The following is a 21,878-nucleotide window of genomic DNA, read 5'->3' on the forward strand; positions in this document are numbered from 1 at the left end:
TGTGATAACATGCGACAAGGGGCACCGCGAGAACCATGGACCCACGGCACCTCGCCGCCAGTCCCCTCCTCGTGTCGCCCCATCGTCGTGTGTCAGCGATTATATTACAAAGATATAATATAACAAGTCTGATGTGGATCTAAAGAGAAAAAACGGCGGGACTTTTTTTCAGTCCCGCCGTCGGTCTTTTGGGTCGTTACTGACCACCCGCCAGGGTGGACACATAAACCGCCAATTGCTTGATGGCCACGTTGCTCAGGCGGCCTTCCCAGGCCGGCATGACACCGTGTTTCGGCTTGTTGAGCTGCGCCAGGATACCTTCCTTGCCAGCCTTGAACAGCCAGATGCCATCGGTCAGGTTGGGGCCGCCCAGATCGGTCAGGCCCTTGCCGTCTTCACCGTGACAGGCCGCGCATTGCTCGACAAAGATGTCCTTGCCCGCGCCTTCGGCTCCCATCCCGGAGGACAGGCTGACCACATAGTCGGCCACCTGATCCATCTGTTCGGCAGTCAGCATTTCGTCTGCTCCGAAAGCCGGCATAATGTTGGTCCGGGCCTCGTCATGGCCGGACCGGATGCCGTAGCGGATGGTGGTTTCAATGGCTTCGAGGCTTCCGCCCCACAGCCAATCGTCGTCGGCCAACACCGGGAAGTCCTGGTTGCCCTGTCCATTGGCCCCATGACAGGGGGCACAGTTTTCATTGAACAGGAACGTCCCACCGGCCATGGCATAGCGCCGCAGTTCGTCGTCCGCATAGATCTCAGAGACCGAAACCGACTCGAACTTGTCGGTCCAGACGGACTGGGCGTCCTTGACGGCCATCATCTGCTTGTCCAACTGGGCGCGGGACGAATAGTTCCACATGCCCTTGGCATAATCGTCCAGCGTCGGCCAGGACGGATAGACAACATAGTAGCCGATCGCCCAGACGATCGTGGTCAGCCAAACATAAACCCACCAGCTGGGAAGCGGCGTATTCAATTCCCGGATTCCGTCCCACACATGTCCTGTGGTCTCGGTGCCGGTCAGGGCGTCTCTTTCAGGTTGCGCCATGACATTCCCCTCCTAAAATCAGTCATCGTTCAACGGGATCGAGCCATGGTCTTCCAGGCCCTTGTTCTTGGGGCGAAAAGCCCACCAGATGATCCCTATGAACAAAATCATCAACCAGACCACCCAGAAGGAACGAGCATGGGTATAAAGCTCTTGTAACGTATCCATCGCTCGCGCCTCCTGGTTGCCTGATTATCCTGTCGGTTCGCCTTACCGGTAACCCATCTCAGGCTTGTAGGCGGTGAAGTCCACCAGCGTGCCAAGCATCTGAAGATAAGCGACCAGAGCGTCCATTTCCGTGACCTTGGCGGGGTTACCGTCGAAGTCACCGATTTTCGCCTTCGGATACCGCGCCATCAGGCCATCGGTGTCGGCGTTGTCGCCTTCCCCGTTGGCTTGGCTTTGGAAGTCCAAGGTGGCGTTGTCGATCTGGTCTTGGGTATACGGAACACCGACAGCCTGAAGCGCCTTCATATGGGCCTGCACGGTCGGGAAGGAAATTTCCTTCTCGGCCATGAAGCCATAGGGAGGCATGACCGATTCGGGGACAACAGCCCGCGGGTCGATCAGGTGGGCGGTGTGCCAGGCGTTGGAATACTTGCCGCCCACGCGCGCCAGATCCGGGCCCGTACGCTTGGAGCCCCACTGGAACGGATGGTCGTACATGCTTTCCGCCGCCAGGCTGTAATGGCCGTAACGTTCGGCTTCATCGCGGAACGGACGGATCATCTGCGAGTGGCACAGATAGCAGCCCTCACGGATGTAGATATCCCGTCCCTTCAGTTCGAGGGGCGAATAGGGACGCATCCCCTCCACCTTCTCGATGGTCGAGTCCATGGTGTAGAGCGGAACGATCTGCACCAGGCCACCCACGGAAACAGTCACCAGAATGGCAACCACCAGCAGGATGACGTTCTTCTCGAATATTTCGTGTTTCATGTCATCCTCCCCTTACTCGGCTGCGCCGGCGGACGCGGTGTGGGGAGCTTCAACGAAGGCCTCCTCGCGCCGGATTTCGCCACGGGCGGTCTTGATGAAGTTATACACCATGATCAAGGACCCGAGCAGGAACAGCACCCCGCCGAGCATTCGGATCACGTAGTAGGGATGCATGGCTTCGACGGTCTCGATGAACGAGTACTGGAGGAAGCCCAGCTCGTCATAAGCCCGCCACATCAGGCCCTGCATGATGCCCGAGATCCACATGGAGGTGATGTACAGCACGATGCCAATGGTGGCGATCCAGAAGTGATAGGACACCAGCCGCAGGCTGTACAGACGCTCCCGATGCCACAGCTTCGGATACAGGTAGTACAAGGCCCCGAAGCTGACGAAGGCGACCCAGCCCAGCGCACCGGAATGCACGTGACCAATGGTCCAGTCGGTGTAGTGGGACAGCGAGTTCACCGCCTTGATCGACATGGCCGGACCTTCGAAGGTCGACATGCCGTAGAAGGCGATGGAGGTCACCAGGAAGCGCAACACCGGATCGGTCCGCAACTTCTCCCAGGCCCCCGACAGGGTCATGATGCCGTTGATCATGCCGCCCCAGGAGGGCATCCACAACATGATCGAGAAGGTCATGCCCAGGGTCTGCGTCCAATCGGGCAGCGCCGTATAGTGCAGGTGGTGCGGACCGGCCCAGATGTAAAGGAAGATCAGCGCCCAGAAGTGCACGATCGACAGACGGTAGGAATAGACCGGACGATTGGCCTGCTTGGGCACGAAGTAGTACATCAGCCCCAGGAAGCCCGCAGTCAGGAAGAACCCGACGGCGTTATGACCATACCACCACTGGGTCATGGCGTCACGGACACCGGCCCAGGCGATGTAGGAGCGGGTGAACTCGCCACCGAACAGCGCCACCGGAACGGTCACGTTGTTGCCCAGGTGCAGAACCGCCACAGTCAAAATGAACGCCAGATAGAACCAGTTGGCCACATAAATGTGGGATTCACGCCGGGTGAACAGGGTTCCTGCGAAGGCCACCAGATAGGCCACCCAGACCACCGTCAACAGCAGATCCACATACCATTCCGGTTCCGCGTATTCCTTGCCCTGGGTGATGCCCAGAACATATCCGGCGGCGGCCAGCACGATCACCAGCTGATAGCCCCAGAAAATAAAATTGGCCAGCCCCTTGCCGCCGAACAACACCTGACGGCATGTCCGTTGCACCACATAAAACGAAGTGCCGAGCATAATGTTGCCGCCGAAAGCAAAAATCACCGCCGATGTGTGAACCGGGCGCAGGCGACCGAAGGTCGTCCACTCCAAGCCAAGGTTCAATACCGGAAAGGCGAGCTCCGCCGCGATGTAGACACCGGCGAGAAAGCCGATGACACCCCAGAACGTGGCCGCTACAACGAACTTGCGGACCACGTCCTCGTTGTAGGCGACCGGCTCTGCTGCTGTCGCTAGGTTCATCCCGAACTCCTGTTCCCCTCTGTTTACAAAAACGCCCCTCTTCCTCTGACGATGCCCGTCCTCAACCCCCCGAAGGCGGGAAAGGACATCGCGCTTTGCAGATGAAGCCGGAGCGCCCCTATCCCGTGATCACCGACCACGGAAATCTCTCGATATAGAATGTGATCTTATAAAGGGGACAGATCAAAAGTCAAACCGGATTTGGCCCCTCAATCCCCGGAACGCCTTGATCGGGGACAAAAAACACCAAAAGCCCCACTAAAAGTATTACTATTCGAAAAGTTGATTTTAAAAATTTCCCACATCATTTGCTCTGTGGTTACCAGAGTCCCTTATATTACACTTCAATTACAGTTGTTTATGGGGACCTCCCCTGACGCAGGTATGGCATGACCGCGCCAATCTTGTTATAATATGATGTCGGGCAGGGCGGGCCGGGTGTCTCTGAAGAAGGAGCCGGGCCATGTTTCATATCCTTCCGCGCAGCAAAGGACGCATCGTCGGCGTGCAGGCCCTGGGCCGCTTGTGCCACGAAGATTACGTCTTTCTGCTCCCCAGACTGGAGTCCCTGATTGCCCAACATGGGCGCTTGCGCGTGCTGTTCCATTTGGGCGGTTTCGAGTGGGTCGATCCCCATGCGGCCTGGGACGACCTCATGTTCGGGCTGCGTCACTGGAACGACCTGGAGCGGATGGCGATTGTCGGAGAAGCCGGCTGGGAAAGCCTGCTGGCCCGGGTCATGGCGGAGATCGCCCCCGTTGAAACGCGCTATTTCGACGTTTCCAGGGTGGAAGAGGCCTGGGCCTGGCTGGAATCTACGGCACAGGACGATCCCTGATCACCCGTGGCGGAGCTTGAAGAACAAGATGGTCCCGGCCAGCAGCAGGGTGATACCGTTGCCCACCATCAAGGGCCAGTCCTCGGTCAACATCCCGTAGATCAGCCACAGCACAATGCCGCCGCACAGCACCAGGAACATGGTCAGAGAGATATCCTCCGTCGAGCGGGTGCGCCAGGTCTTGAGGACCTGCGGCAGAAAGGCCAGGGTGGTGCAGGTGGCGGCGGCAAAGCCCAACAGGGTCACGTTTTCCATCATGTGTCTTCCTCACCAGACGGCAAGAACATCTCGAAGCAGGTGCCATCGTCGCCGCTCCGTTCCAGGTGCAGATCGCCCCCATGCGCCCGCAGCACATCCCGGGCAATGACCAGCCCCAGCCCCGTGCCGTCCGGGCGCGCCGATCCGGCAAACGGCTGAAACAGGTTGTCGCGTGCCTTGGGGGGCAAGCCCGGACCGTCGTCGAAGACCCGAATACGCACGGTGCCCGCCGAATCCATCTGCTCGGCCTCAATGCGGATTTGCGCCGCCCCCGCCTCGACCGCATTGCGGCCCAGGTTGCTCAAGGCCCGGTGCATCTGGCCTTCGTCGGCCACCACTTCGAGCATCGGCGGCACCTCCAAATGGACCTCGGCTGCGGAATCGCCGTCGATGACCAGTCCCGCCCGCACGTCCTGTAGCAGGTCCGCCAGATAGAAGCGTTCGCGATACAGCGGCACCTGCCGTTCTCCCGCATAGTCCAGGGTATGGCTGCACAGGACCACCGCCCGATCAATGGAACGGATCAGCCGCGGCGTGATTTCACGCACATCCGGATCGGCACTGGCCGCCAGCCGGTCCGACACCAGCATCGCCGTGGCCAGGGAATTGCGCAGGTCGTGGTTGATCTTGGTCACCGCGCCGCCCAGCGCCGCCAGCCGGGCGCGCTGCCGCAGGGCCGAGCGGACGTCGGCCTGCATATGGGCCAGCGTCCGCTGGGTGAAACCGATTTCGTCGCGGCGCGGGGTCTCGGGCAGGCGGTACGCCTCGCCCTCCGGATCGGCGCGAAAGGCCGCCATGCTGTCGGTAATGCGCCGCAGGGGACGCACCATCAGCCAATGCAGCCCCAAATAGACAAACGCCGCCGTGAGTCCGGAGATGACCAGCGACAGCAGCAAAATCCTTCGCGAATAGGCCTCCATGGCGCGCCGAAGCGGGACTTCATCCAACACCACTTCGACTCTCACCTGCATCGCCTTGGGAGACTTGCCGACCACCCGCATGACATAATCCTCATCGCGCCCCAATGTCGCGAATGCGCCGCCGATCCAATAGAGCCAGTCCTGCCGATCCAAGTCGACCGTCTCGTCGACCATTGGCGGCATGTCGCTGGACAGGGCCAGGAAGCGTGCCCCATCACGCTGAATGGCCACCGCATGGGCTCCGGCGTGAAACAGCAGTTGATCGCGCAGTTTCGCATCGACCATCTGGTCCGGTGCCGCATCCAGCGCCAGCGACGCCAGATGCCCGGCGGCCAGATGCTCCTCCAACCAGGCGCGGCGGTAGCGGGAAATGGACGGTACGTAAATCAGCGCCTCGCTGAGCAGAATCAGGATCACCGTCAGCAGCAGCAGTTTCGCCGACAGGCCGGTGAGCAGGGACGGAGCGGAGGCGGACGAATCGTTCATGGCAGGGATCATGCGACCACCGCCCGACCGAGGCAAGCTCAGCCGAAGCGGGACAGAAAACGGACGATCTTGCGGGTTCGCGGGGAAAACAGGGAGGGGGTATAAAAAGTCCCCGCCGCCCGTTTGCTGATCTCCCCGAGGGTCGGATAGGGAACGACCATCTGGGCCATCGCGCCGATCTTCAGCTTTTGGGCTATGGCCAAGGCCCAGACCTGGATCAACTCCCCGGCTCCGGCCCCGACAATGGTCGCCCCGAGAATGCGGCCCTTGTCGGTGACCAGCACCTTGATCTGGCCATCGGTCGAGGCTTCCGCCCGCGCCCGGTCGTTGTCGCCCAGGGACCAGCGCAGCACCCGCAGCTTGGGGCCGTATTTGGCCTGCGCCTGGGTTTCACTCAGGCCGACCCCGGCCAGTTCGGGGGCGCAATAGGTGACCCAGGGCACCGCCCGCATGTCGGACTTGGCGGGCAGACGGAACAAAATATTCTTGATCACCACCCCGGCGTGATACCCGGCCACATGGGTGAACTGCAAGCCGCCGGTCACATCGCCGATGGCATAGACTTTCTTGTTGCTGGTGCGCAGTTTGCCATCGACGGTGATGCCCTTGCGGTCCGCCGCGATGCCCGCCTTTTCCAGATCCAGCCCTTCCACATTGGGGCGCCGCCCCACGGCCAGCAGCAGATGCGACCCGGCAATCTCGCCGATTCCGTCCACCGTCACCACCGGCCCCGGCGCAATGCCGGTCACCGCCGCGCCTTCGAGCAAGGTCACCCCCTCGCGGCGCAATCGCTGGCGCAGCACATCGACCATTTCCGGATCGTCGCGCGGCAACAGGGAAGCCGCCTCGATCAGCGTCACCTCGGCCCCCAACTGCCGGTGGGCCTGGGCCATCTCCACCCCGATGGGGCCGCCGCCGATGATCAACAGATGCTTAGGAATTTCGGTCAGATCGAAGATTGTCTCGTTGGTCAGGTATTCGGTGCTCTCCAAACCGGGCAGTGGCGGAATCAGCGCCCTGGAGCCGGTGGCGATGACGAAGCGCCGGGCGGTCACCCGGTCCGCGCCGACCGCCACGGTGGTCCCGTCGACGAAACGCGCCGCGCCGCGCAACACCGTCACTCCCAGACCTTCGAAGCGTTCCTGGGAATCCAGGGGGGCAATGGCGGCGATGGTCTCTTTCACATGCGCGTAGACTTTATCCGCGGCGATTTCCGGCACCCCGCAAGTAACGCCAAATCGCTCCCCCCGGCGCGCCGCCGCTGCGGCATGACCGGCGGCGAGCAGGGCCTTCGAGGGCACACAGCCGAAATTCAGGCAGTCGCCGCCCATCAGCCCCTTTTCAATGAGGATGGTGCTGGCCCCCATTTGCGAGGCTCCGGCAGCCACCGACAGCCCTCCGGCCCCGGCGCCGATGACGCAGATCTCGGCGGATAGATCGGCCATTATCAGATCTCCTTGTCGGCACGACGGCGTTGGACTTCTTTATAGGCGACCGGAATCAGCGCCAATAACGCCAACCCGAGAATCGGCGCGAAGACTTCCGGTTTGAAAATAATACCCATGTCGGGCACCTCTCCGGCATCGAAAATCGCCCCCAGGCCATTGCCGACGCTGGCATAGACGAAGGCCCCGGGAATGATCCCGACGAAGGTGCCGATCAGGTAGGCCCGAAACGGCACCCCCAGCAGTCCCGGCACCAGATTGACCAGGAAAAACGGAAACAGCGGCACCAGACGCAAAACCAGCATGTAACTCAGCGCATGGTCGCGGAATCCCTGTTCCATGCGATGCAGAGCCTTGCCCGCACGGGCATGGAAAAAATCGGCCAGCGCATAGCGGGCGGCGAAAAACACCGCGACCGCCCCGATGGTCGCGCCGATCATGGAACAGACCGCGCCTTCCACCACCCCGAACAAAAACCCCGCCACCGGCGTGAACAGGGCGGCCACCGGCAACGACAGCGCCACCACCAGCGCATAAATCGCAATCAGCAGCAGGGTCGCGAACAGCAGGTTCTCTTCCTTCCAGTGCATCAGCGCCATCCGGTTCTCCGACAGGGTCTGCCAGGTCAGATAATCGTTGAGGCCAAACAGAAAGAACCCGGCGAACCCCAGGAGAATCACCAGCAGAGGCCACAGCCTGCGTATACTCAGGCGGCCCCGTTCGGGGATCTCTACCGGGTGATCGTTCATGGTGCGGGCCTTCCCAATGCAAGAACAGGCTGTTGGATACAATATGACCGTGATATCCACCACTCACCAGTCACAAGGTTCCGCTGGTTCCTCACGCTTTCGTGACGCGGTATGCTGGGATATGGATCAAGGCGTTGACTTGCGTCGGACGACCCCTTATACAGCGGGGCTCGATTTTGCGCGCACCGGCGCGCCTTCAGAATTCGGAGAAGACCCGTGAAACGCACTTTTCAGCCCAGCCGCCTGGTCCGCAAGCGCCGGCACGGATTCCGCAGCCGCATGTCCTCCGTCGGGGGAATCCGGGTGCTGACCAACCGCCGTCGCAAGGGCCGCAAGAAACTGTCCGCTTAAATACCCTCTCCTTCGGAGACCGGTCATGCGCGCAGGATTGCCCCATCTCAAAAGGCGGGTCGAGTTCCTGCGGGCCGCCCGGTCGGCCCTCAAGTCGGTGACCCCCGGCTTGATTCTCCAGGTCCGAAAGCATCACGGCGGGGAACGGCCTCCTTTGGACGATTGCACGGCCCGGGTCGGTTTTACCGTCAGCAAGAAAGTCGGCAACGCGGTGGTCCGCAACCGCGCCCGGCGCCGTCTGCGCGCGGTGGCGGATCAGATCCTGACCCTGCATGCCCGGGTTGGGTACGACTACGTTCTGATTGGTCGCGCCGCCACGCCCGAGCGTCCTTTTGAAAAATTACGCAACGACCTGGAATCGTCCCTGAAACGGCTGAAACTCTACCGTGAAGCCTCCGATGATGAGGGGAAATTGCCATGAGTCCGCTGGCCTGGGTGTTACGCACCCTTGTGCGGGGCTATCAGCTTCTGCTATCCCCCGTCCTGCCGTCGTCCTGCCGGTACCAGCCGACCTGCTCCCAGTATGCCCTGGAGGCCCTGGCCCGGCATGGGGCCTTGCGGGGCGGTTGGCTGGCGGCCAAACGTATCGGGCGCTGCCATCCCTGGGGCGGCATGGGATATGATCCCGTTCCCGGAAGCGGGGAAGGCGACGACCACCACTGCAACTCCGACTCCTCAGCGGGTGACCGGAAAACGAGGCGATAAGAAGATGGGCGAACAACGCAATATGCTCCTGGCCATCGTGCTGTCGATTGCCATCCTGTTCGGGTGGCAGTTCCTGTTCCCGCCCACAGAGGTGCCTCCGCCGCCCGCCGAGCAGGCCGATGCCTTAACCAGCATGGCCCCGCCCCCCGGTGCCGCCGTTCCGCCAGGATCGGTCAGCGCCCCGCTGGTCGGCGGCGATGTGGAGCAGATGCGCCACGCCACCCTGGCCAAGGCCCCCCGCCTGCACATCGAATCGGAACATCTGCGCGGCTCCATTTCGCTCAAGGGCAGCCGCATCGACGACTTGATTCTGACCACCTATCGGGAAACCCTGGACAAGGACAGCGACCAGATCACGTTGTTTTCGCCCTCCGGGGCACCGCATCCCTATTTCGCCGAATTTGGCTGGATTCCGGCGCCCGGGGGCAGCCCTCGTTTGCCGACCGCCGAGGATGTCTGGACCGCCGACCGCGAGGTGCTGACCCCGGCCCAGCCGGTCACTCTGAGTTGGGACAACGGCGAAGGGGTGATCTTCAAGCGCGTGATCAGCCTTGATCAGAATTATATGTTCCACGTGGCCCAGTCGGTGATCAACAACACCGACAAGCCGGTGACCCTGGCCCCCTATGGCCTGGTGTCGCGCCACGAGACGCCAAAGACCACCAACTTCTACATCCTGCACGAAGGCCTCTTGGGTGTTTTCGAGGGCACCTTGGAAGAGGCCAAATACAGCACCATGCAAGAAGAGCCCAACAAATCCTGGACCACCACCGCCGGGGGTTGGCTGGGATTCACCGATAAATATTGGCTGGCCGCAGTCATCCCCGATCAGACACAGCCGATCAACGGGCGTTTCCATTATCAAAAAGCCAATACCGGCGACCGCTATCAGGCCGATTTCACCGGGGCGTTGCTCACCGTTCCGCCGGGAGCCGAGGGCATCTCCACCAGCCACCTGTTCGCCGGAGCCAAGGAAGTGGACCTACTCGACGGCTACGCCAAGGATTTGGGCATCGTCAATTTCGATCTGGCCATTGACTTCGGCTGGTTCTACTTCCTGACCAAACCGATCTTCCTGGCCCTGCTGTTCCTCAACAAATTCGTCGGTAATCTCGGCATTGCCATTTTGCTGCTGACAGTGGCCATCAAGGGGGCCTTTTTCCCGCTGGCCAACGTTTCCTATCGGGCCATGAGCAAGATGAAGAAGTTGCAGCCGGAACTGAAAAAGCTGCAAGAGCGTTTCGCCGACGACAAGGGCCGCCTGAATCAGGAAATGATGGCCCTGTACAAACGGGAAAAGGCCAATCCGGCCGCCGGGTGCCTACCCATGCTGGTGCAGATTCCGGTGTTCTTTTCCCTCTACAAGGTGCTGTTCGTGACCATTGAAATGCGTCAGGCCCCGTTCTTTGGCTGGATTCAGGATCTGTCGGCGCAGGACCCGACCTCCCTGTTCAACCTCTTCGGGCTGATCCCCTGGGACCCGCCGTCCATGCTGACCATCGGCGTCTGGCCGTTGCTCATGGGTCTGACCATGTATCTGCAACAGAAGCTCAATCCGGCTCCGACCGATCCGGTGCAGGCCAAGATCTTCATGTTCCTGCCGTTCGTCTTCACCATCATGCTGGCCAGCTTCCCGGCCGGTCTGGTGATCTACTGGGTGTGGAACAACATTCTGTCCATTACTCAGCAATGGGTGATCATGAAGCGCATGGGCGTCGCACCCTGAGCGCGCCGCCCTTCAGCCCCGAGGAATTGGAGGCCGGGCGGTTGTTGTTCGCCCGGGAATGCCGCTTCGTGACCGGCGTGGTGGGTCTGGACGGCCTGCCGCCCCAGGACCTGCCGGAAGTCGCCTTCGCCGGTCGTTCCAATGTGGGAAAATCCAGCCTGATCAATGCCCTGACCCGGCGCAAGGAACTGGCCCGCACCTCCAACACCCCCGGGCGCACCCAGGAACTGAATTTCTTCAGCCTCGATGAGCGCCTGATGGTGGTCGATCTGCCCGGCTATGGCTACGCCAGCGCGCCCAAGGCCAAGGTCACCAACTGGACCTGGCTGATTCTCGATTACCTGCGCGGCCGCCCCAACCTGCGCCGTGTCCTGCTCCTGATCGACAGCCGCCACGGCATCAAGGACAATGACCACGAGGTGATGACGCTGCTCGACAAGTCCGCCGTCCCGTTTCAGGTGGTGCTGACCAAGCAGGACAAGATTCGCCAAGACGAGCGCCAGGAGTTGCTCGCCCGTACCCAACAAGATCTCACTCGCCATGTGGCCTCTTATCCGCATATTCTCGCCACATCGTCGCGCAAGGGCGGCGGCATCGAAGAGATGCGGGCGGCGCTGGCCATGCTGGCCGCACCCGCGCCAAAGGGCTGATTACAAGGAACCGAAGCGATGACCGAACAAGCACGGGAAAAGACCCACGAGGAATGGCTGGCCCAGGCGGCCACCCTGTCTGAGGCGCTGCCCTTCATGCGCAAATACAACGGCGCCTCCTTCGTCATCAAATACGGTGGCCATGCCATGGGAGACGGCACCCTGGCCGAACAGTTCGCCCGTGACATCGTATTGCTGCGTCAGGTCGGAATCAGTCCGGTGGTGGTGCATGGCGGCGGGCCGCAAATCGGCCAGATGCTCGACAAGCTGAAAATCGCCAGCCAGTTCATCGACGGCCTGCGGGTCACCGATCAGGCCACGGTGGATGTGGTGGAAATGGTGCTCGCCGGCTCGATCAATAAACAGATTGTCTCAGCGATCAACAAGGCGGGCGGTTTTGCCGTCGGCCTGTCGGGCAAGGACGGCCACCTGATTCAGGCGACCAAGCTGGAACGCACCCGGCGCGATCCGGAATCCAACATCGAGAGCGTGCTTGACATGGGTTTCGTCGGCGAACCCTCTGAAATTACCACCCATATTCTGGATTTCTTCGAGGAAACCGACATTATCCCGGTGATCGCCCCCATCGGTCACGGCGCCAACGGCGAAACCTTCAACATCAACGCCGATACCGCAGCCGGTGCCATTGCCGGGGCGCTGCATGCCCGCCGCCTGTTGATGCTGACCGACGTGGCCGGGGTGCTGGACAAGTCCGGCAATCTGTTGACCGATATCTCGGTCTCCCAGGCCCGGGATATGATTGCCGACGGCACCATCCGTGGCGGCATGATCCCCAAGGTGGAAACCTGCCTCGACGCCCTGAAGAACGGCGTCAGCGCGGCGGTCATCCTGGATGGCCGGGTCCCCCACGCCCTGCTGCTGGAAACCTTCACCGAACACGGTGTCGGCACCTTGATCCATCACGACACGTGAGTCGGGTCGGCCATGAGGGCCTGTTTCCGTGATCGGGAACGGGGTCTTGACGTTTCATTTTTCGTCATTCGAAACCCATTGCCCCCTTCCCTCCCCAGGCCAAAAAAACGGGGGCACAACCGCCCCCGCTTGACCTTAATTTGTCGCAGCGCTTAGACGAACTGCGCGCCGTCTTCGCGGCTGATGGCGACAATGGCCGAACGCGGCACGGAGTCACCGCCGCCCGGCCAATGGCTCTCGCCCTTTGCCTTCTCGCCCGGGTGCTGGATGCCGACGAACAGGGTCCGACGGTCCGGCGTCCAGGTAATGCCGGTCACCTCGCATTCCCGCGGGCCGACCAGGAAGCGCTTGATTTCGCCTGTATCGGGATCGCCGACCAGCATCTGGTTGTTGCCCTGTCCGGCGAAGTCGTCCTTGTTGGAGTAGTTGCCGTCGGTCAGGATCCACATCAGGCCGTTGGTATCGTGGGCCAGACCGTCGGGCGAGTTGAACATGTTGTCGGCGGTGACGTTGACCGAGCCCTTGCGGTCGTCGCTGTGGACCGTCGGATTTCCGGCCATGACAAACAGGTCCCAATTGAAGTCGCGGGACGTGTGATCGTTGTTGTCCGGGCGCCAGCGGACGATCTGGCCATACTTGTTGCCCTTGCGCGGGTTGGGGCCATTGAGCGGGGTCTCGTCGCCGCCGGCGTTCGGCTTCACGGCCCGGTTCTTGTTGTTGGTCAGGCAGCAGGCGACCTCACCACGCTTCGGATTGAACGATACCCATTCCGGTCGGTCCATGGTGGTGGCACCCACAGCCGAGGCCGCGATGCGCGTATGGATGCAGATGTCGGCCTGACTCTTCATGCCGGTGGTCGCCGGGGAGAGTTCCAACCATTCGCCACGCCCACCATCGTGGAACTTCGCCACATACAGGGTGCCGTTCTCCAAAAGGTCGGCGTTGTCGCCGACGGTGACCATCTTGTTGGCCGAGACAAACTTGTAGAGGAACTCGCCGCGCTCGTCGTCGCCCATGTAGGCGACCACATGGCCATCATCGTTGACTACGATCTCGGCATTCTCGTGCTTGAAGCGGCCCATGGCGGTGCGCTTCTTCGGCGTCGACTTCGGGTCCAGCGGATCAATTTCGACGATGTATCCAGCGCGGTTCGGCTCGTTGGGATTCTTGGACACGTCGAAACGCTCATCGACCGTGGCCCAACCGTAGCCCCAGTCGTCATGCTTGACGCCGTAACGCTTCAATTCGGCCGAGAGGACGAAATCCTTGTCAGAGGCCGAGAAATAGCCGTTGAAGTTCTCTTCGCAGGTCAGGTAGGTGCCCCAGGGGGTACGACCGTTGCCGCAGTTGTTCCAGGTCCCCAGCGACTTGGTACCGCTCGGATCGGCCTTGGTCTTGAGCAGGTCATGGCCGGCGGCCGGACCGGTCAGCATCATTTCCGTGTTCGGGGTGATGCGGCGGTTGACGGCGGCGTCCTTGACGATCGACCACTTGCCGTCCTTTTGCGCAATCTCGAACACCGACACGCCGTGAGCGTTCATGCCCTTCTTGACGTCGTCGTCGTTGGCGAACTTGCCGCCTTCCCGGTTGCCCCAGGTGATTTCGAGATTGGTGTATTCGTTGTTCTGCGCCATCACCATGCGGCCATCGGGGGCGGCGAACACCGCCATGCCGTCGGTGTTGTCACCCATGGCCATCATCTGGCTTTCGGCGGTGCCGCGGGTGGCGTGATCGAATTCAGTGCCCTTCGACCACAGGGGGTCGCCCCAGGCGCCAACCACGTGCCAGCTGTAGCCTTTTGGCACAGTCACAGTGTCCATGGAATTGGCGGCAACGGCATCGAAGGCCAGGCGGCTGGACATCGCGGCCCTGACCACCGAGGTCAGTGCCGTGCTGCCGAGCACGAAAGCCGTCATGCCGGTGGCGACACCGGCGAGAAAGCCGCGGCGCGACAGGGCCTTTTCGGCCAGGGCGTCGAATTCGGTCTGTTCCGGGCGCGGGAAATTGACTTCATCAAATTGGTCGAGCGGATAATCCTTCGTTTTGAAACGACGATCGGGCATTCCATCCTCCATCAAGAATTTAAGGTGAGATCAGGTGTCCGGATACGGGGCACATCATATCGCCTCAGGATTATTATGATTGATTATTGCGCCACCATTACACTCGGATGAACCTTTTGCCGCTTCAATGCCGAGGCCGTGATATCGCCTTGGCGTCAAATGGCTAAGACGTATAATTGTCTGATCGTCGTATTTCATTGCGGATCTCGGGCATGAACGTTTCATTCAGCCGCCGTGATTTTCTTACCGTTTTCCAGCAACGGCGCGGGCACTCATTCCGCCGCCGATGTGATGAAGAAGGCGCCTCCCTCTCCCGGCGCGCTTTCAATCCAGAACCGACTCGTATTTTAGAATATTATAATAATTGTCATTCGGTCCTGGATCGTTGACAATCCCCCCCGGCCCTGACAGGACGGGCCAAGCTTAAAATGATCCCATGGATTTTGGAGACGATACAAATGCCCCATAACGTCGGTTTTCTCGATGGCTTCCTTCGCATTCTGGTTGGCGGTCTGTTGCTCACCTTCGCCGCCGTGGCGGAAGGCTTCACCTATCGCTGGGTCGGCCTGATCGGTCTGGTTCCAGTGCTGACCACCATGCTCGGCTGGTGCCCGGCTTACAGCATTCTCGGCATTCGGACCTGCCCGGCCAGCGAACGCAAATAATCCGCCGGCTCATGTGGGCCGATGTTTGGCAGCTTCCCTTCGGGAGCTGCCACATTTTCATAACCTCAAAACCCTGTCGGGGGTGGGGTTGCCGCGACCGGTCAGATGATGTAATCTCCGCCGGACAATTGGCTGCCGCCCCATATTTGCCCTAACGGGTTGGCAGGACTTGATTTTTTCCACTTCGGGCAGGCACGACAGAGGCAGCATGACACAGGACTGGACTCCCGACCGCATCAAACTCCTCACGGATTTATGGAGCGAGGGCTTGGCCACGGGCGAGATTGGCCGTCGTTTGGGGTTCACCAAAAACGCCGTGATCGGCAAGGCCCATCGCCTGGGACTGCCCAAGCGGCAGTCGCCCATTCAACGGGCCGCCGCCGCCAAGAAGCCCCCCCGCGAAGCGACCTCGGCCCGCAAGGCCCCGGCGGAAAAGCCCGTCACCGAGACCCCGGTGGCCGCCGCACCGAAGCCGGAGCCCAAGCCCAAACCCGCCCCCAAGGCCCCGCCGCAAGTGGCGGTCACGCCCCCGTCGCCCCATGAGACCGTGACCCTCGACCGTTTGAGTCACGGCATGTGCTGCTGGCCGACCGGCGAGCCGGGCACGCCCGATTTCCATTTTTGCGGCAACCCCACGGTGCCTGGCAAGCCCTATTGCCTGCCCCATTGCCAGGTGGCTTATGTCAAGAGCAGCAAGGGGGATCGGTCGAACCGCAACAAGGCGGCGCAGAAGACCACAGCGGCGGCCTAGACTATCCCGCAGGCTTCTTGAGTTGCAGCCGCCCCTCTTTTTTCAGAACGGCGATGGATCGGGTCAACCGGGCCAGGGCGGTGGAAAGCTGGGCCTGCGGCACGCCGTTCTTGAACTTGAAAGCCATGTCCTCCTCGCAGACCTGCCGCGCCCGGTTGCTCATGTTGTTGAACAGGCGGGCGCGCAGGGCCGCGTCGGCTTCACCCACTTTGAGCAGAATCAGCACATCGTCGGACTCCGCCCCTTGTAGGAGGGCCTGCAAACCCAGATCATCGGCGGCCTTGATCAGGGCCAGGAGCTGTGCCTGCATCTTTTCCGGCGGGGCCTCGGTGCCGCCGACCAGCTTCTTGAGCTGGGCCAGCAAAAGTTTCACCTCCGCGTCGTTCAATGGGACACGGGTGTCATCGAACGTCAGCAGATAGTCGTTCTTGGCGGATTTTGTGGCGGTGATTTTCATGGCAGGGGCTCCAAAAGCGTGTCCAGGGTGACACAGGGCGACAATCAAAAGCAAGGCGGCCTCTTGATTTCGAGTCCGTCGCGGGGTAAGCATCGCTTCGTTATGACATACGGAATTGACCCAGGTTTGAGCGCCGCGCGGCGAATTACCGGCCCGGTCCTTGTATAAGGATCGGGAAGCCTGCTCGTCTTGTTCAAACCTGCTGGAGTCTTTAAGTTCATGTCCATGTCCCCTTTTCGCCCTTCCGCCGTCGATGATGTCCCCACGGCCTGTTTTTCCGTGCATGCCTCCGCCGAAGCGGGTGTGATGTCCCGGGTAATGGAAGTCTTCGCCAAGCGCGGAATGGTGCCGACCACTTGGTATAGCACCCTGCGCACGGCCCACAGCGACGATTTGCAGATCGACGTGCAGATCCGCAACGTGGGGGCGGCGGAACAGGCCAAATTAGCTGCCGCCCTACGCCAGGTTGTCGGAGTCGAAGTGGTATTGACCGCCGACAAGCGCCCTCTGGCGTTGACCGCCTGAGGGTGCCCGGGTGGCCTTGCTGCGACATCTGAAACGCTGCAACACTTGGTCCCCCGAATCCTTTGTGCCTTTTGTGGCGTCTGATCGACAGGTGGGGTGGGTGCATCGCGACTTCATCCCCGTCTGTCAAAATCATCCCGAGGCCTTCGATACCGCCACCGACCGGGTCTCGGTAAACAACAAGTGGTCCACAGTCGCTGACCGGACCCAGGCGGTGGACGCGGCGCTACGCCGGATCGCCGAAAAGGGTCATATTACGGCTTGGCGCGATGAGCCTTTCGCGGCGGTCACGGCACCGGGAGAAGCCCCGCTGCTGTTCATCGAACGGGCGGCGGCAGCGCGCTTCGGCATTCTGGGCATCGGGGTGCATCTCAATGGCTACCGCAGCGCAGCCGATGGTGTCCGGATTTGGATGGCGCGGCGGGCGGCGGATCGCGCTGTTGCCCCGGGCAAATGGGACCAGATCGTCGCCGGGGGGCAACCAGCCCATCTGTCACTGCGAGAAAATTTGATCAAGGAATCAGCCGAGGAAGCCGACCTTCCCGAGTCCCTGGTTCGTCAGGCCCGCCCGGTGGGGGCCATCTCCTACCGCATGCAACGCCCGAACGGTCTGCGGCGGGATATTCTCTACATTTATGATTTGCCCATTCCGGCCAGCGTCGTCCCCCGCAATACGGACGGCGAGGTCGAGTGCTTCGAATTGTGGTCCCTGGCCCAGGTCCAGAACGCCCTCGAAACCACCGAGGATTTCAAATTCAACTGCGCCCTGGTGTTCATTGATTTCCTGATTCGCCACGGCCATCTGCCGCCCGAATATCCGGACTACCTGGATCTGCTGAAGGGCCTGCGCGGCCACGATGGACGGCTGGAATAGCCGTCACGGGGAACAGCTCCAAGAAACCGGTCCTGGACAGGTTACGGTTTTTCGTCCAGCCAATTCTCGCGGATCACCGCCAACCCGCAATTCAGCGCCCGTTGCTCGATGCCGCCCGCTTCCTTGGTCGGCAGGAAGGCGGTAACGGCGATTCGAACCCGCCCCTCGTTGGTCATCGAGAGTCGAAGACGCGGCTCCGGGTCGCGGATGTCGATCCCGGCCCGTTTCTCGATCAATGACATGTAGCGGCGCGCCACCTCCATGTGGCCGGACATGTCGGTTTCAACCGATCCCACCAAGGCCGCGCCAATGGCCTCCACATCGGCGTTGGCATCGGCCAACAGATAAAAGCTGTGGAAGACATAGCGCTTGTAAAATCGCTCATTGGTGACCGGCGTGGTCAGGAACATACTGTTCGGCAGGACGATGGTCCGTCCGGTGAATTCGTAGGCGGCATTGTCCTTACCCAGTTCCTGGATGGTGGTGGACAACAGCGACTGATCCACCACCTCGCCCCGCAAACCGTTGATTTCAATCCAGTCTCCAACCCGCATGGCGGCGCTGCTCGCCTTGAGTACCGAGCCGCTGATGCATAGAATCAGCTCCTTGGTGGCGATGATGATGGCCACGGCGAAGGCGGTCAGGGAGAGCGCGAAAGTGCGCAGGGCCGGTGCCCAGATGAAGACCAGCCCGATGATCAGCCCCAGGACCAACAAGTTACGCATGTTGGACAACAACCTGCGTCGCTGTTCGCCCTCAATGTCCTCGCGGTGGCTCAGGTAGCGGTTGGAGAAAATCCGCACGACAAAAACCGCGATCAACAGGATGATTGTCGCCGCGATCTGATTGACGGCAATACTGTTAAGCAGAATCAATAGGTCTTTGAGATTCAAAAGCCTAAGACCTCTTTTGACCGATCCGACTTTCCTCGCCATGCCACAGGCGATGGATATTTTCCCGATGCCGGGCAAAGGCCAGCAGCCCCAGACCGCCCGCCAGGATGACCGCGTTGGCGTCGGCCAGCAGGTAGGCATAGACCGGCGCGGCCGCCAGGGCGATCAGCGCAGCCAGGGAGGAATAGCGGAACACCGCCGCCACCGCCAGCCAGGTCACGCAGGCGGCCAGCCCCACCGGCCAGGCGAAGGCGAGCAGGGTGCCCAGGGTCGTCGCCACCCCCTTGCCGCCCTGGAATTTCAACCAGATGGGGAAATTATGGCCGATCACCGCCAGCAAGCCGGCGAGCAGGGCGTATTTTTCCGCATCCACGGCTTCGGCCTCGACGGCGTAGCGGAACAGCAGCACCACGATGGCTCCCTTGCCCGCATCCAGAATCAGGGTCAGCAGGGCGGCCAGTTTGTTGCCGGTACGCAGGACGTTGGTCGCCCCGATATTGCCTGAACCCATTTGCCGCAGATCGCCCAGCCCGAAAAGTTTGGCCATGACCAACCCGAAGGGAATGGAGCCCGCCAAATAGCCACACATGGCCGCCAACTGGTGCATCAGGGTGATGGTCGGATAGTCGGCCTGGCCCATGGAGTCTCCTCGGCGGCTAGAATTGATAGACGGTGCGCCCATCGACCACAGTGCGCCGGGGGCGGCCCTGGGTCAGATGACCATCGAAAGGTGAGTTCTTGGATTTGCTGATCATGTCGTCGCGGTCGATCTTCCAGGGTTTGTCCGGGTCGAAAATCAACAAATCCGCCGGAGCCCCCCGAACCAATCGTCCGGCCCGCAGACCCAGCAGGTCGGCCGGAACACAAGTGATCAAGCGCAGCATCTCGATCAAGGTCAGATGCCCGTTGCGGACCAGTTCCAGCGAAATGGGCAACAAAGTTTCCAGGCCAATGCCGCCGAACGCCGCCTGACCAAAGGGCAGCCGCTTGGCCTCTTCGTCCTCCGGCGCATGGTCGGAAGCGATGATGTCGATGGTGCCGTCGCGCAGGCCCTCAATGACCGCCAGCCGATCTTCCTCGGCCCGCAACGGCGGCGACAGCTTGGAAAAGGTGCGATAGTCGCCGACCGCCAGTTCGTTGAGCGAGAAATAAAACGGCGCCGTATCGCAGGTGACCTGCATGCCGCGCGCCTTGGCTTGGCGTATCACATCAATCGCCGCCCCCGTCGTCACATGGCCGAAGTGCAGGCGTCCGCCGGTCAATTCGAGCAGCCGCAAGTCACGCTCAATCATCATCACTTCGGCCTGGGTCGGAATGCCGACCAGCCCCAATCTAGTGGCCATGGCTCCTGCGTTGACCACGCCCTCGCCGGCCAATCCCGGTTCTTCGGGGTGTTGGACGATCAACAAATCGAAGGTGGCGGCATATTGCAGGGCGCGGCGCATGGTCGCCGTATCGGCCACCGGCTTGGTGCCGTCGGTGAAGGCCACCGCGCCGGATTCGGCGAGCAGCCCCATCTCGGCCAGTTCCTTGCCTTCCAGCCCCTTGGTCACCGCCCCATAGGGATAGACCTTGGCCAGGCCGAGCAGGCGAGCCCGGCGGGCGACGAATTCCACCACCGAGACGTCGTCGATCACTGGCAGGGTGTTGGGCAGACAGACCATGGTGGTGATGCCGCCCGCTGCCGCCGCGCGCCCGGCCGAGGCCAGGGTGCCCTTGTGCTCCTCTCCCGGCTCGCGCAGTTGCACCCGCATGTCGACCAGCCCGGGACACAGGATATAGCCTTCGCAATCCACCACCTCTATACCGTCGGGCACCCCGTCGGCAAACAGACCGGGACCAAAATCGGCAATGCTTTCGCCCTCCGCGTAGAGCGCGCCGGGGGCATCCAGACCCGTGGCCGGGTCCATCAACCGCGCATTGACATAAGCGGTGGGGGGCGGGGGAATGTCGGTGACAGCCATCAGGAGACATCCTCGATGGGGGGCAGATTGCCGGTCAACACTTCCAGCACCGCCATGCGCACGGCGACCCCCATTTCCACCTGTTCGCGAATGACGCTGCGTCCGAAATCGTCAGCCACTTCCGAATCGATCTCAACGCCGCGATTCATCGGGCCGGGGTGCATGATCAGGGCGTCCGGCTTGGCCACCGCCAGATTGTCGTAGGTCAGACCGAAAAAGTGGAAATACTCGCGGATCGAGGGGAAGTAGTTGGCCTGCATGCGCTCCCGTTGCAGCCGCAGCATCATGACGATGTCCACGTCCTTGAGGCCCTCGCGCATGTTGGTATAGACCGTCGTCCCCAATTCCTCGACCCCGCGCGGGATCAGGGTCTTGGGCGCGATCAGCCGGACCCGCGCCCCCATGGTGTTGAGCAGGTGGATGTTGGAGCGGGCGACGCGGGAATGCACGATGTCGCCACAGATGGCCACCGTCAGATTATCCAGATGGCCGCGACGACGGCGGATGGTCAGCGCATCGAGCAGCGCCTGGGTGGGATGTTCGTGCGCCCCGTCTCCGGCATTGATCACCGCACCTTGGACCTTCTCGCTGAGCAACTTGACCGCCCCCGACTGGTTATGGCGCACCACCAGCACATCGGGGTGCATGGCGTTCAGGGTCATGGCGGTGTCGATCAGGGTTTCGCCCTTTTTCACCGAACTGGTGGCGACATTCATGGTGATGACGTCGGCCCCGAGCCGCTGCGCCGCCGCATCGAAAGAGGTGCGGGTGCGGGTCGAATCCTCGAAAAACAGATTGATGATGGTGCGCCCACGCAACAAATCGCGCTTCTTGTCGACTTGGCGATTCTGTCGCACATAGCCTTCGGATTTATCGAGGATCAATGAAATTTCGGGTGGGGTCAGCCCCTCGATGCCGAGGAGATGACGATGCAGAAAACTCGCCGGTTCTGTCGATTCGCTCATGGGTCGGCAGTCTACTCCGGCGTTTGGTCTCCGGCAACATGGCGCAGCATGCCCAGTTGCCAGAACAATCGCGCCGCCTTGCGCCCGGGACCGGGGGGCAGGGCGCGCACGATGGCAAGCGCGAGGCCGCCCAACGGGCCGTTTGGCACCAGGGCGACTTTTTGAGTGGCCGCTTTCAT

General features: G+C 61.4%; 26 protein-coding genes. 11 read left to right on the forward strand and 15 right to left on the reverse strand.

Annotated elements, in window-relative coordinates; translation table 11 throughout:
- Positions 1-196: 196 nt before the first annotated feature.
- From ccoP to ccoN, 4 genes are read right to left on the reverse strand one after another with little or no spacing between them, the layout of a single operon-like run.
- Positions 197-1,054, reverse strand: a complete 858-nt coding sequence (gene ccoP, locus ACYQ1P_RS02860) for a cytochrome-c oxidase, cbb3-type subunit III (RefSeq protein WP_460018869.1) — start codon at positions 1,052-1,054, stop codon at positions 197-199.
- An 18-nt stretch (positions 1,055-1,072) separates the two neighbouring features.
- On the reverse strand, positions 1,073-1,222 hold the full coding sequence (locus tag ACYQ1P_RS02865; protein ID WP_460018870.1) for a cbb3-type cytochrome oxidase subunit 3: 150 nt from the start codon (positions 1,220-1,222) through the stop codon (positions 1,073-1,075).
- 42 nt (positions 1,223-1,264) lie between these two features.
- Positions 1,265-1,993, reverse strand: a complete 729-nt coding sequence (gene ccoO / locus ACYQ1P_RS02870; protein WP_460018871.1) for a cytochrome-c oxidase, cbb3-type subunit II — start codon at positions 1,991-1,993, stop codon at positions 1,265-1,267.
- A 12-nt stretch (positions 1,994-2,005) separates the two neighbouring features.
- Positions 2,006-3,481: a cytochrome-c oxidase, cbb3-type subunit I gene (gene ccoN, locus ACYQ1P_RS02875; protein ID WP_460018872.1), complete on the reverse strand. Its 1,476-nt coding sequence runs from the start codon at positions 3,479-3,481 to the stop codon at positions 2,006-2,008.
- Positions 3,482-3,944: 463 nt separating this feature from the next.
- On the opposite strand from ccoN, the gene ACYQ1P_RS02880 reads away from it, so the two are divergent.
- Positions 3,945-4,319 carry a SpoIIAA family protein gene (locus ACYQ1P_RS02880; protein ID WP_460018873.1) on the forward strand — a complete coding sequence of 125 codons (375 nt, stop codon included), beginning with the start codon at positions 3,945-3,947 and terminating at the stop codon, positions 4,317-4,319.
- Here the strand turns inward: ACYQ1P_RS02880 and ACYQ1P_RS02885 are convergent, their stop codons facing one another.
- Genes ACYQ1P_RS02885 through ACYQ1P_RS02900 form a run of 4 tightly spaced genes read right to left on the reverse strand, consistent with a single transcriptional unit; the run spans position 4,320 to position 8,177 of the window.
- Positions 4,320-4,577, reverse strand: coding sequence for a SemiSWEET transporter (locus ACYQ1P_RS02885; protein WP_460018874.1), 258 nt, complete (start codon positions 4,575-4,577; stop codon positions 4,320-4,322).
- The gene (locus ACYQ1P_RS02890; RefSeq protein ID WP_460018875.1) at positions 4,574-5,983 is read right to left on the reverse strand and encodes an ATP-binding protein; all 1,410 of its coding nucleotides are present in this window, start codon (positions 5,981-5,983) and stop codon (positions 4,574-4,576) included. Before ACYQ1P_RS02890 ends, ACYQ1P_RS02885 begins: the two co-directional genes overlap by 4 nt.
- 38 nt (positions 5,984-6,021) lie before the next feature.
- Positions 6,022-7,428, reverse strand: a complete 1,407-nt coding sequence (locus ACYQ1P_RS02895; protein WP_460018876.1) for a dihydrolipoyl dehydrogenase family protein — start codon at positions 7,426-7,428, stop codon at positions 6,022-6,024.
- A gap of 2 nt (positions 7,429-7,430) precedes the next feature.
- Positions 7,431-8,177, reverse strand: a complete 747-nt coding sequence (locus ACYQ1P_RS02900; protein ID WP_460018877.1) for a TVP38/TMEM64 family protein — start codon at positions 8,175-8,177, stop codon at positions 7,431-7,433.
- A 216-nt stretch (positions 8,178-8,393) separates the two neighbouring features.
- Here ACYQ1P_RS02900 and rpmH point away from each other — a divergent pair, with 216 nt between their 5' ends.
- From rpmH to argB, 6 genes are read left to right on the forward strand one after another with little or no spacing between them, the layout of a single operon-like run.
- Positions 8,394-8,528 carry a 50S ribosomal protein L34 gene (gene rpmH / locus ACYQ1P_RS02905; protein ID WP_460018878.1) on the forward strand — a complete coding sequence of 45 codons (135 nt, stop codon included), beginning with the start codon at positions 8,394-8,396 and terminating at the stop codon, positions 8,526-8,528.
- 25 nt (positions 8,529-8,553) lie between these two features.
- A complete protein-coding gene (gene rnpA / locus ACYQ1P_RS02910) occupies positions 8,554-8,949 on the forward strand; it encodes a ribonuclease P protein component (RefSeq protein WP_460018879.1) in 396 nt (131 codons plus the stop codon).
- On the forward strand, positions 8,946-9,233 hold the full coding sequence (gene yidD / locus ACYQ1P_RS02915) for a membrane protein insertion efficiency factor YidD (RefSeq protein WP_460018880.1): 288 nt from the start codon (positions 8,946-8,948) through the stop codon (positions 9,231-9,233). The genes rnpA and yidD overlap by 4 nt, the downstream gene beginning before the upstream one ends.
- Positions 9,234-9,237: 4 nt before the next feature.
- Positions 9,238-10,959: a membrane protein insertase YidC gene (gene yidC / locus ACYQ1P_RS02920; RefSeq protein WP_460018881.1), complete on the forward strand. Its 1,722-nt coding sequence runs from the start codon at positions 9,238-9,240 to the stop codon at positions 10,957-10,959.
- Positions 10,923-11,609, forward strand: coding sequence for a ribosome biogenesis GTP-binding protein YihA/YsxC (yihA, locus tag ACYQ1P_RS02925; RefSeq protein WP_460018882.1), 687 nt, complete (start codon positions 10,923-10,925; stop codon positions 11,607-11,609). Before yidC ends, yihA begins: the two co-directional genes overlap by 37 nt.
- Positions 11,610-11,627: 18 nt before the next feature.
- Positions 11,628-12,542: an acetylglutamate kinase gene (argB, locus tag ACYQ1P_RS02930; RefSeq protein WP_460018883.1), complete on the forward strand. Its 915-nt coding sequence runs from the start codon at positions 11,628-11,630 to the stop codon at positions 12,540-12,542.
- A 152-nt stretch (positions 12,543-12,694) separates the two neighbouring features.
- Here argB and ACYQ1P_RS02935 read toward each other — a convergent pair whose 3' ends face one another.
- Positions 12,695-14,605: a PhoX family protein gene (locus tag ACYQ1P_RS02935; protein ID WP_460018884.1), complete on the reverse strand. Its 1,911-nt coding sequence runs from the start codon at positions 14,603-14,605 to the stop codon at positions 12,695-12,697.
- A 458-nt stretch (positions 14,606-15,063) separates the two neighbouring features.
- Between ACYQ1P_RS02935 and ACYQ1P_RS02940 the strand changes: the two genes are divergently transcribed.
- Both ACYQ1P_RS02940 and ACYQ1P_RS02945 read left to right on the forward strand, forming a co-directional pair.
- Positions 15,064-15,270, forward strand: coding sequence for a YgaP family membrane protein (locus tag ACYQ1P_RS02940; RefSeq protein WP_460018885.1), 207 nt, complete (start codon positions 15,064-15,066; stop codon positions 15,268-15,270).
- A gap of 208 nt (positions 15,271-15,478) precedes the next feature.
- Complete coding sequence (locus ACYQ1P_RS02945) at positions 15,479-16,021, forward strand: GcrA family cell cycle regulator (RefSeq protein ID WP_460018886.1); 543 nt, start codon at positions 15,479-15,481, stop codon at positions 16,019-16,021.
- Position 16,022: 1 nt separating this feature from the next.
- On the opposite strand, the gene ACYQ1P_RS02950 is transcribed toward ACYQ1P_RS02945, so the two are convergent.
- Positions 16,023-16,478 (reverse strand): FliG C-terminal domain-containing protein, encoded by a 456-nt coding sequence (locus ACYQ1P_RS02950; RefSeq protein WP_460018887.1) that lies wholly within the window; start codon positions 16,476-16,478, stop codon positions 16,023-16,025.
- Between the two features lie 219 nt (positions 16,479-16,697).
- On the opposite strand from ACYQ1P_RS02950, the gene ACYQ1P_RS02955 reads away from it, so the two are divergent.
- Both ACYQ1P_RS02955 and ACYQ1P_RS02960 read left to right on the forward strand, forming a co-directional pair.
- Complete coding sequence (locus ACYQ1P_RS02955) at positions 16,698-17,003, forward strand: hypothetical protein (RefSeq protein ID WP_460018888.1); 306 nt, start codon at positions 16,698-16,700, stop codon at positions 17,001-17,003.
- A gap of 10 nt (positions 17,004-17,013) precedes the next feature.
- Positions 17,014-17,877: an NUDIX hydrolase gene (locus ACYQ1P_RS02960; protein WP_460018889.1), complete on the forward strand. Its 864-nt coding sequence runs from the start codon at positions 17,014-17,016 to the stop codon at positions 17,875-17,877.
- Between the two features lie 41 nt (positions 17,878-17,918).
- Here the strand turns inward: ACYQ1P_RS02960 and ACYQ1P_RS02965 are convergent, their stop codons facing one another.
- From ACYQ1P_RS02965 to ACYQ1P_RS02985, 5 genes are read right to left on the reverse strand one after another with little or no spacing between them, the layout of a single operon-like run.
- A complete protein-coding gene (locus tag ACYQ1P_RS02965) occupies positions 17,919-18,770 on the reverse strand; it encodes a mechanosensitive ion channel family protein (protein ID WP_460018890.1) in 852 nt (283 codons plus the stop codon).
- A gap of 4 nt (positions 18,771-18,774) precedes the next feature.
- The gene (gene plsY / locus ACYQ1P_RS02970; RefSeq protein WP_460018891.1) at positions 18,775-19,410 is read right to left on the reverse strand and encodes a glycerol-3-phosphate 1-O-acyltransferase PlsY; all 636 of its coding nucleotides are present in this window, start codon (positions 19,408-19,410) and stop codon (positions 18,775-18,777) included.
- Positions 19,411-19,426: 16 nt separating this feature from the next.
- The gene (locus tag ACYQ1P_RS02975; protein ID WP_460018892.1) at positions 19,427-20,734 is read right to left on the reverse strand and encodes a dihydroorotase; all 1,308 of its coding nucleotides are present in this window, start codon (positions 20,732-20,734) and stop codon (positions 19,427-19,429) included.
- On the reverse strand, positions 20,734-21,699 hold the full coding sequence (locus ACYQ1P_RS02980; protein WP_460018893.1) for an aspartate carbamoyltransferase catalytic subunit: 966 nt from the start codon (positions 21,697-21,699) through the stop codon (positions 20,734-20,736). Before ACYQ1P_RS02980 ends, ACYQ1P_RS02975 begins: the two co-directional genes overlap by 1 nt.
- Positions 21,700-21,710: 11 nt before the next feature.
- Positions 21,711-21,878: a hypothetical protein gene (locus ACYQ1P_RS02985; RefSeq protein ID WP_460018894.1), complete on the reverse strand. Its 168-nt coding sequence runs from the start codon at positions 21,876-21,878 to the stop codon at positions 21,711-21,713.

The sequence above is a fragment of the Magnetospira thiophila genome (assembly GCF_054657015.1).

Bases quoted from the DNA above. Each gene is read 5' to 3' on its own strand.
- ccoP (WP_460018869.1), bottom strand. From the start codon at position 1,054: ATGGCGCAACCTGAAAGAGACGCCCTGACCGGCACCGAGACCACAGGA.
- ACYQ1P_RS02865 (WP_460018870.1), bottom strand. From the start codon at position 1,222: ATGGATACGTTACAAGAGCTTTATACCCATGCTCGTTCCTTCTGGGTG.
- ccoO (WP_460018871.1), bottom strand. From the start codon at position 1,993: ATGAAACACGAAATATTCGAGAAGAACGTCATCCTGCTGGTGGTTGCC.
- ccoN (WP_460018872.1), bottom strand. From the start codon at position 3,481: ATGAACCTAGCGACAGCAGCAGAGCCGGTCGCCTACAACGAGGACGTG.
- ACYQ1P_RS02880 (WP_460018873.1), top strand. From the start codon at position 3,945: ATGTTTCATATCCTTCCGCGCAGCAAAGGACGCATCGTCGGCGTGCAG.
- ACYQ1P_RS02885 (WP_460018874.1), bottom strand. From the start codon at position 4,577: ATGATGGAAAACGTGACCCTGTTGGGCTTTGCCGCCGCCACCTGCACC.
- ACYQ1P_RS02890 (WP_460018875.1), bottom strand. From the start codon at position 5,983: ATGAACGATTCGTCCGCCTCCGCTCCGTCCCTGCTCACCGGCCTGTCG.
- ACYQ1P_RS02895 (WP_460018876.1), bottom strand. From the start codon at position 7,428: ATGGCCGATCTATCCGCCGAGATCTGCGTCATCGGCGCCGGGGCCGGA.
- ACYQ1P_RS02900 (WP_460018877.1), bottom strand. From the start codon at position 8,177: ATGAACGATCACCCGGTAGAGATCCCCGAACGGGGCCGCCTGAGTATA.
- rnpA (WP_460018879.1), top strand. From the start codon at position 8,554: ATGCGCGCAGGATTGCCCCATCTCAAAAGGCGGGTCGAGTTCCTGCGG.
- yidD (WP_460018880.1), top strand. From the start codon at position 8,946: ATGAGTCCGCTGGCCTGGGTGTTACGCACCCTTGTGCGGGGCTATCAG.
- yidC (WP_460018881.1), top strand. From the start codon at position 9,238: ATGGGCGAACAACGCAATATGCTCCTGGCCATCGTGCTGTCGATTGCC.
- yihA (WP_460018882.1), top strand. From the start codon at position 10,923: ATGGGTGATCATGAAGCGCATGGGCGTCGCACCCTGAGCGCGCCGCCC.
- argB (WP_460018883.1), top strand. From the start codon at position 11,628: ATGACCGAACAAGCACGGGAAAAGACCCACGAGGAATGGCTGGCCCAG.
- ACYQ1P_RS02935 (WP_460018884.1), bottom strand. From the start codon at position 14,605: ATGCCCGATCGTCGTTTCAAAACGAAGGATTATCCGCTCGACCAATTT.
- ACYQ1P_RS02940 (WP_460018885.1), top strand. From the start codon at position 15,064: ATGCCCCATAACGTCGGTTTTCTCGATGGCTTCCTTCGCATTCTGGTT.
- ACYQ1P_RS02945 (WP_460018886.1), top strand. From the start codon at position 15,479: ATGACACAGGACTGGACTCCCGACCGCATCAAACTCCTCACGGATTTA.
- ACYQ1P_RS02950 (WP_460018887.1), bottom strand. From the start codon at position 16,478: ATGAAAATCACCGCCACAAAATCCGCCAAGAACGACTATCTGCTGACG.
- ACYQ1P_RS02955 (WP_460018888.1), top strand. From the start codon at position 16,698: ATGTCCATGTCCCCTTTTCGCCCTTCCGCCGTCGATGATGTCCCCACG.
- plsY (WP_460018891.1), bottom strand. From the start codon at position 19,410: ATGGGCCAGGCCGACTATCCGACCATCACCCTGATGCACCAGTTGGCG.
- ACYQ1P_RS02975 (WP_460018892.1), bottom strand. From the start codon at position 20,734: ATGGCTGTCACCGACATTCCCCCGCCCCCCACCGCTTATGTCAATGCG.
- ACYQ1P_RS02980 (WP_460018893.1), bottom strand. From the start codon at position 21,699: ATGAGCGAATCGACAGAACCGGCGAGTTTTCTGCATCGTCATCTCCTC.
- ACYQ1P_RS02985 (WP_460018894.1), bottom strand. From the start codon at position 21,878: ATGAAAGCGGCCACTCAAAAAGTCGCCCTGGTGCCAAACGGCCCGTTG.